Consider the following 6,391-nt stretch of genomic DNA (forward strand, 5'->3'; position numbering starts at 1 on the left):
TGAAAAGGGCGGCCCGGATTACCGGGCCGCCCTTTTCGTTGGTTCAGACCGCAGTGAGGTTGCTGTCCTGGCTGCGCTGGCCGAAGGTCAGGGCCCAGGTGGCGCTGTCCACCTGCTGGCGGTCCTGTTCCTGCTGCTTGCGTGCGCGGCTGGCACCGAACCAGCGACCCTCGCCGTTGATCAGCGGCGCCATGCGCACCACGTCCACATACTCCGGATCGATCTCGCTGGCACGCTGCAGCCAGGTCAGGGCGAGGAATGCATTGGCCGGGACGCCGTTGCCGACGTGGTAGATGTCGGCCAGGTAGCCTGATGCCCACAGCTTGTCGTCGTCGTCACCGCGCCACCACAGCGGAATCAATGCGCGCTCGACCGCTTCGCGTTTGTGCGCGTCATTCTGGCCATCCAGCGCCAGGCAGGCCAGGTTGCGGCAGGTCGGGCCCCACACCCGCTCGCCGGCCTCGGCCTCATCCAAGCAGCGCAGGTACAGCTCGCGCGCACGCGCTTCATTCTCCGCGCCGCCTGCGGCGACGAGGCGCACGGCCAGGTTGTAGGTGGCGATCAGGTCGCCGCCTTCCACCGCACGCTCCTGCCAGTAGGCGGCCTTTTCCGCATCGGCGAACTGCGGTTGGTCGCGGCCACCGAGGCGGCCCTTGTACAGGTCGCACAGCGCCGACATCGCACCAGCGTCACCGGTTTCAGCCATGCGCTGCAGCAGTGACAGGCCCGCGGCCTGCGAAACATCACAGAACAGGTTGGCGGCGAACGTCACCGCCGAGGTGTTGTCCTGCTGCGCAAGCTTCAACGCGCGCTGCAGCAGGATACTGGCGCGCGTCGGGTCGCTGGCCTGGCCGAGCAGGCCATGCTCGATGGCGGTGGCGGCCCAGAGCAGGCCGATCGCCGAATCGCCTTCGCGCGCGGCATAGTCCACCACCTGTGCGAACAGTGCTTCGGCACCGTCGACATGGGCGAACCAGGTGCAGGCCTCGAGGTTGCTGAGCCCCTCATGCAGGACCACATCGCGGTCCAGTGCCCATGCCTGCTGCAGATCTTCAAGCACGGCCTGCATGTGGTGCGGATCCCACTGCACGACATCTTCGATGTCTTCAACGCGGCCAAGCCGGTAGCGCAGCCCGGCACGCTGGGCCAGCACCTGCGCGCGCAGGTTGCGGTCCAGGTGCCAGTCGAGGATCTGCGCGTACGCGCGCTCGTGCGCGGCCACGGCGTCGGCATCCTCGCGGTGGGGCAGATCGCCCATCCAGTCCTGTTCCTTGTGCCAGCGCAGCGCGTTGCTCTGCGCCAGTTCCAGGCCACGGCACCAGCCACCCTCGATGAAGTTCTCCATCGCCTCATGGCTGCCGCCCCAGCGCGGGTACAGGAAGTACAGGGTGTCTTCCAGCGTGGCCAGATCGTCCGGGCGCTGCTCCAGCACCAGGCGCATCCAGTACGCCAGCGGTGCGTCGAAATCGTCCTGGCTGCGCTCGCGCAGCAACGGGGGCAGCGTATCCGGCAGCGTCTGCAACGGCGCACCGAAGCGCGACAGCAGCTGCAATGCCTGTGGCCAGGCTTGAGGGTAGTGCTCGGCCAGCGCGGCGTCATCGGATGCGGCGGGCTCCCCGGCCTGCAGCGCACGCAGCCAGTTCGGTTCGCGCAGGTAGCTGGTGATGCGCTTGATGCCATCCAGCGCCAACGCAGGTCGTGGCGACAGCGGAATCGCCTGCAGGTAGGCATGCACGGCATGGTCGCGGGCCAGCTGCGCCGCCAGCCATTGGCTGTCTTCCACCAGCGCGGCCACATCGGCGCTGCGCAGGGCACCGGCCGCTTCTTCCCAGCAGGCACCGAGGCGCAGATGGGCGTAGTAGCTGTGGGGGGCGGCGGCGACCCACTGCTGTGCCTGCTGCAGGCGCTCATCCAGGGTCAGGGTGGGATCCTGCAGGTTGCGCAGGCGCCAGCGGATGCCGGGGAGTGGCCGTTCGCCGCCCAGCCAGGCTTGTTCGTGCGGCGCCAGCTGCGCGTCCAGTTCGGAGTAGCGCTTCGCCTGCAAGGCAGCGCGCGCCCCTGTGCGCCAGGCCAGGTCCGCGGCGGAGAGGCCGTCCTTCGCAACTCCATTTGTCATCTGATGCAATCCAACATTGGCGGGGACGCTATTGGACAGTCCCGCGCTCGCGTCGGCAAGCGTGGCAGATGCTCATTCTGCGTGTTACGGGCGCCGGCACAGTGCCGGCGCCCGCAGTGTCAGCGTGCCGGCAGCAGTGCCTGCAGGCGCGACTCCAGTTCCTGCTGGCGCCAGCCGGCCAGTGCGGCGGGCCATTGGCGACGTTCCAGATAGCTTTCCAGGTGCTTGCGCGAGGCAAGGATGCCATCCGGCAGTCCCAGCTCGCGGCTGCGTTCGGCCACGGCATCCTGCAGCTTCTTCAGCGCTTGCTTGTTGCTGTCGTTGGCCGGCAGCGCCAGCGGGGCGTCGGCCTCATCGGCCAGCGGCGTCTCCAGCGCCTGCCACACGGCGCCAGCGAGCTTGCGCGGTGCCTTCGGGAACTGCTCGAACAGCTGGCCCAGCGCGGCGGCATCGGCCGGTGGCGTGCGTGCCAGCGTGGCGGCCAGTTCGTTGTCCAGGATCCAGCTGCGTGGGCGGTCGCTGCTGCGCGCCTGCACATCGCGCCAGCGCAGCAGGCGCAACAGGCGATGCTGTGCGGCGGCGTCGAGGAACTGTGCCGAGCGCATCGACAGGTGTGGCCAGCGGTCCTCGTCATTGGCAACGCTGGCCAGCAGGCGCTCGCCGTCGTCATGCAGCCACTGCTGGCGACCCAGCGCCTGCAGCCTGGCATCGATGGCGTCGTGCAGTGCGAACAGGTGTTCGACGTCGTCGGCGGCGTACTGCAGCTGCGACTCCGACAGTGGTCGGCGCATCCAGTCCGAGCGGGTCTCACCTTTTGCCAGTGCGACGCCGGTGATTTCCGCCACCAGCTTCTGGTAGCCCATGCCACCGCCGATGCCGGCCAGCGAGGCGCCGATCTGGGTGTCGAACAGCGGCCGTGGCAGTACGCCGCAGGCCCACTTGAAGGCGACCAGGTCTTCGCTGGCGCTGTGCATCACCTTGATGATCGATTCATCGGCCAGCCACGGCGCCAGCGCCTCGGGCATGCCCGGAATCAGCGGATCGATCAGCAGGATGTCCTGGCCGACCGCCATCTGCACCAGCGCCAGCTGCGGCCAGAAGGTGCGTTCACGGATGAATTCGGTGTCCAGGCCGATGCGGGTCGGGCGCTGCTGGAAGTACGCATCCAGCTCGGCGGGGGTGGTGATCCAGGTTGCCACGGGTCAGGGCCTACTACTCGGGTTTGCTCAGGCAGGGGAGAATAGCCTAACGTCGATCCGCGTCCGTGCCGAAGGAGGCTCTGCTTGCGTTTTCCGTTGTCGCCCGTGCTGTGCACCGCGCTGGCCGTCGCCCTGGCCGGCTGCACGCCGTCGCCGCCCGCGACGGCGGACCGGGCGGCCAGTGGGGCCACGCGGCAGGCCGAGGACGTCGAAACCGGCACCGATGCCAGCCCACAGGCCGGGCAGGGCAGCGTGACCATTGGCGGTGAGGATGCCGCCGAGGATGTGCAGCAGTGGACGCCCCCCAGGGTGGACCGGCAGGGCCGCAGCCTTGCCCAGTTGCGGCGTGCGGCCGAACAGGCCTTTGCCGACGGCCGGCTCTACGAGGATGCCGATGCCGCCATTCCGTTGTGGCTGGCCGTGCAGGAAGAGGACCCGGATGACCGCCAGGCCCGGCTGGGCCTGCAACGTGCCCGCCAGCGCCTGCAGCAGCAGGCCGACGCCCTGCTGGTGCGGCCGCTGAAGCAGCGTGAGGCGCTGGCCGAGGCCAGCCGCCAGGCGCTGGTGTTGCTGACGCTGGCGCCAAAGGACGAAAAGGTGCGTGCGCTGCAGGGACGGGTGGAGCTTGCCCAGCGCGTGGTGGCTTACAACCGCGCCGGCGAAGAGGACCTGCGCTCGGACCGGATCGGTGAAGACGGGGATGGGGCCATCGGCAACTTCCGTGAGGCACTGGCACTGGATGAGGACAACAGCCGCGCACGGCAGGGACTGGCCGCAGCCGAAAGCGGGTTGATCCGCCGTGCCGAGGACGCTGCACGCACGCGCGATTTCGCCAGCGCCGGCACCTGGCTGGCCGAAGCGAGCAAGGTGCGCGATTCGTCGCCGACCATCGCCGACGCGTTCGAGCGCATCGAGCAGATCCGTGCGGCGGCATTGCTGCAGCTGCGCGATGACGGTCTGCGTGACCTGGCCACGCCGCAGGGCCTGAAGCCGGCCCGCGAGAAGCTGGCCGAGGCCTTGCGCATCGCGCTGCCGGGCGACGCGGTGGTGGGCCAGCTGCGGGAGCGCATCGACCTGGCTACCCATTACGGCAGCTTCCGCCCGGGGCAGGTGTTCAGCGATGCCATGCGCGATGGCGGGCGCGGGCCGCAGATGGTGGTGGTGCCACATGGCGGCTTCCAGATGGGTGCCGGTGATGCCGAACCGGGATCCAGTGATTCCGAGCGCCCTTCGCACTATGTGCGCTTCGATCGTGGCTTCGCGATGGCGATCACCGAGGTCACGGTCAGCGATTTCGAACGCTACGTGAAGGCATCCAATGCGCGCCCGCGCGCGACCCGGCGGGGCCATTCGGTGGTCTATGACGAGCGTAGCGGCAACTTCATCCGCCGCAGCGGCGTGGACTGGCGCTCGGACTACGACGGTGGCCGCGCGATGGCCAATTCGCCGGTGATGCACGTCAGCATCCGCGATGCCGAGAACTACGCGGCGTGGCTGTCCGAGCAGACCGGGCGCAGCTACCGGCTGCCCAGTGAGGCCGAGTTCGAATATGCACTGCGCGCCGGCAGCAGCGGCCGCTATCCGTGGGGCGACGCCGGCACGCCGCCGCCTGGCAGCGGCAACTTCACTGGCAGCAAGGACGTTTCTCCTTCGGGCCGGCATTGGCACAACGCCTTCATCGGCTATGGCGATGGCTGGTGGGGGCCGGCTCCGGTAGGGAGTTTCCAGGCCAATGCCTTCGGCCTGCACGACATGGGTGGCAACCTCAGCGAGTGGGTGGCCGACTGCTGGCATGCCAGCTACCGGCGCGCGCCGTCTGACGGTGCCGCCTGGTTCAACCCGGGTTGCCGCGCACGGGTGATCCGCGGCGGCAACTGGGCCAATGCGCCGGAGCAGACCCGTGCCGCCTGGCGGCAGTCACAGGATTCGGACACCACCAACGCGCGCATCGGCTTCCGCCTGGTACGCGGCATCTGAGCGGCGCCGGGCTTCACCCGCTGCGGGCATCGGCGCACTAAGATTGCGCCGTGCCCGCCAGCCGGCGGGACCTGCCGGAAGACCGCCCGATGCGCAATGATCCCTTCTCCCGCTCGCCGCAAGGCCCGCAACGGCGCGGCCTGTTCGGCAACATCCGCTGGTGGGTGTTGCTGCTGGCTGCCGGCTACGCGGTGTTCTACTGGTTTTCCAACCGCACGGTCGATCCCTATACCGGTGAGAAGGTGATGATCGACAGCAGCCTGGACGCGCGCCAGGAGACGGCGCTGGGGTTGCAGGCCTACCAGCAGATCCTGTCGCAGGAACGGCCGATGGATCCGAACGCACCGATCGCGCGCGACGTGCGCGACATCGCCCAGCGGCTGATCGCCAAGGTCGACGTGGTGGAGACCGCGCTGGCACAGGAGCATGGCGTGCAGCCGGCGCACTTCGCGCGGGATTTCCAGTGGGAAGTGAATGTGATCCCGTCCGAGCAGGCCAATGCGTTCTGCCTCCCGGGCGGCAAGATGGCCGTTTACACCGGGCTGGTGCCGGTGGCGCGTACGCGCGATGCGATGGCGGTGGTGATGGGCCACGAGATCGCCCATGCACTGCTGCGCCATGGTGCACAGCGCATGGCCCAGCAGAAGCTGACCCAGATCGGGCAGATGGCCGGCGCCGCCAGCGGCATGGATGCACAGCAGCAACAGATGATGATGTCGGCGATGGGCTACGGTTACTTGTTGCCGTATGCGCGCAGCCACGAGACGCAGGCGGATGAAGTGGGGCTGATGCTGGCCGCGGCAGCGTGCTTCGATCCACGCGAGGCGGTACCGCTGTGGCAGCGCATGGGCCAGGCCAGCGGTGGCCAGTCACCGCCGGAGTTCGCCTCGACCCACCCGAATCCGGGTACCCGTATCCAGAACCTGCAGGCACTGATGCCGAAGGCGCTCGAGTACCGGCAGAAATTCTGCGAGCAGGCAAAGTAGGGGGGCGGCAGGGCTTGCAGCCCTGCACCCGCGGTAGTGCCGGCCGCTGGCCGGCAGCAGCAACAGCAACAGCGTGCATTCCGTGGGATGGCGGGGTGGGTCCGGTTGCGGGA

4 protein-coding genes are annotated in these 6,391 nt (G+C 68.7%); 2 read left to right on the plus strand and 2 right to left on the minus strand.

Translation table 11 applies throughout. From position 1 onward, the window contains the following. Nucleotides 1-43: 43 nt before the first annotated feature. Both N5D91_RS07235 and rnd read right to left on the minus strand, forming a co-directional pair. Nucleotides 44-2,116, minus strand: coding sequence for a DUF4034 domain-containing protein (locus N5D91_RS07235; protein ID WP_164161555.1), 2,073 nt, complete (start codon nucleotides 2,114-2,116; stop codon nucleotides 44-46). 119 nt (nucleotides 2,117-2,235) lie between these two features. Next, a complete protein-coding gene (rnd, locus tag N5D91_RS07240; protein WP_164161556.1) occupies nucleotides 2,236-3,315 on the minus strand; it encodes a ribonuclease D in 1,080 nt (359 codons plus the stop codon). Nucleotides 3,316-3,399: 84 nt separating this feature from the next. Between rnd and N5D91_RS07245 the strand changes: the two genes are divergently transcribed. Both N5D91_RS07245 and N5D91_RS07250 read left to right on the plus strand, forming a co-directional pair. Continuing rightward, nucleotides 3,400-5,292, plus strand: coding sequence for a formylglycine-generating enzyme family protein (locus N5D91_RS07245; RefSeq protein WP_110712943.1), 1,893 nt, complete (start codon nucleotides 3,400-3,402; stop codon nucleotides 5,290-5,292). Nucleotides 5,293-5,381: 89 nt separating this feature from the next. Beyond that, nucleotides 5,382-6,278, plus strand: coding sequence for a M48 family metallopeptidase (locus N5D91_RS07250; RefSeq protein ID WP_088026614.1), 897 nt, complete (start codon nucleotides 5,382-5,384; stop codon nucleotides 6,276-6,278). Nucleotides 6,279-6,391 lie beyond the last annotated feature (113 nt).

This window comes from Stenotrophomonas sp. GD03794 (assembly GCF_029842145.1).
Classification (GTDB): Bacteria; Pseudomonadota; Gammaproteobacteria; order Xanthomonadales; family Xanthomonadaceae; genus Stenotrophomonas; species Stenotrophomonas riyadhensis.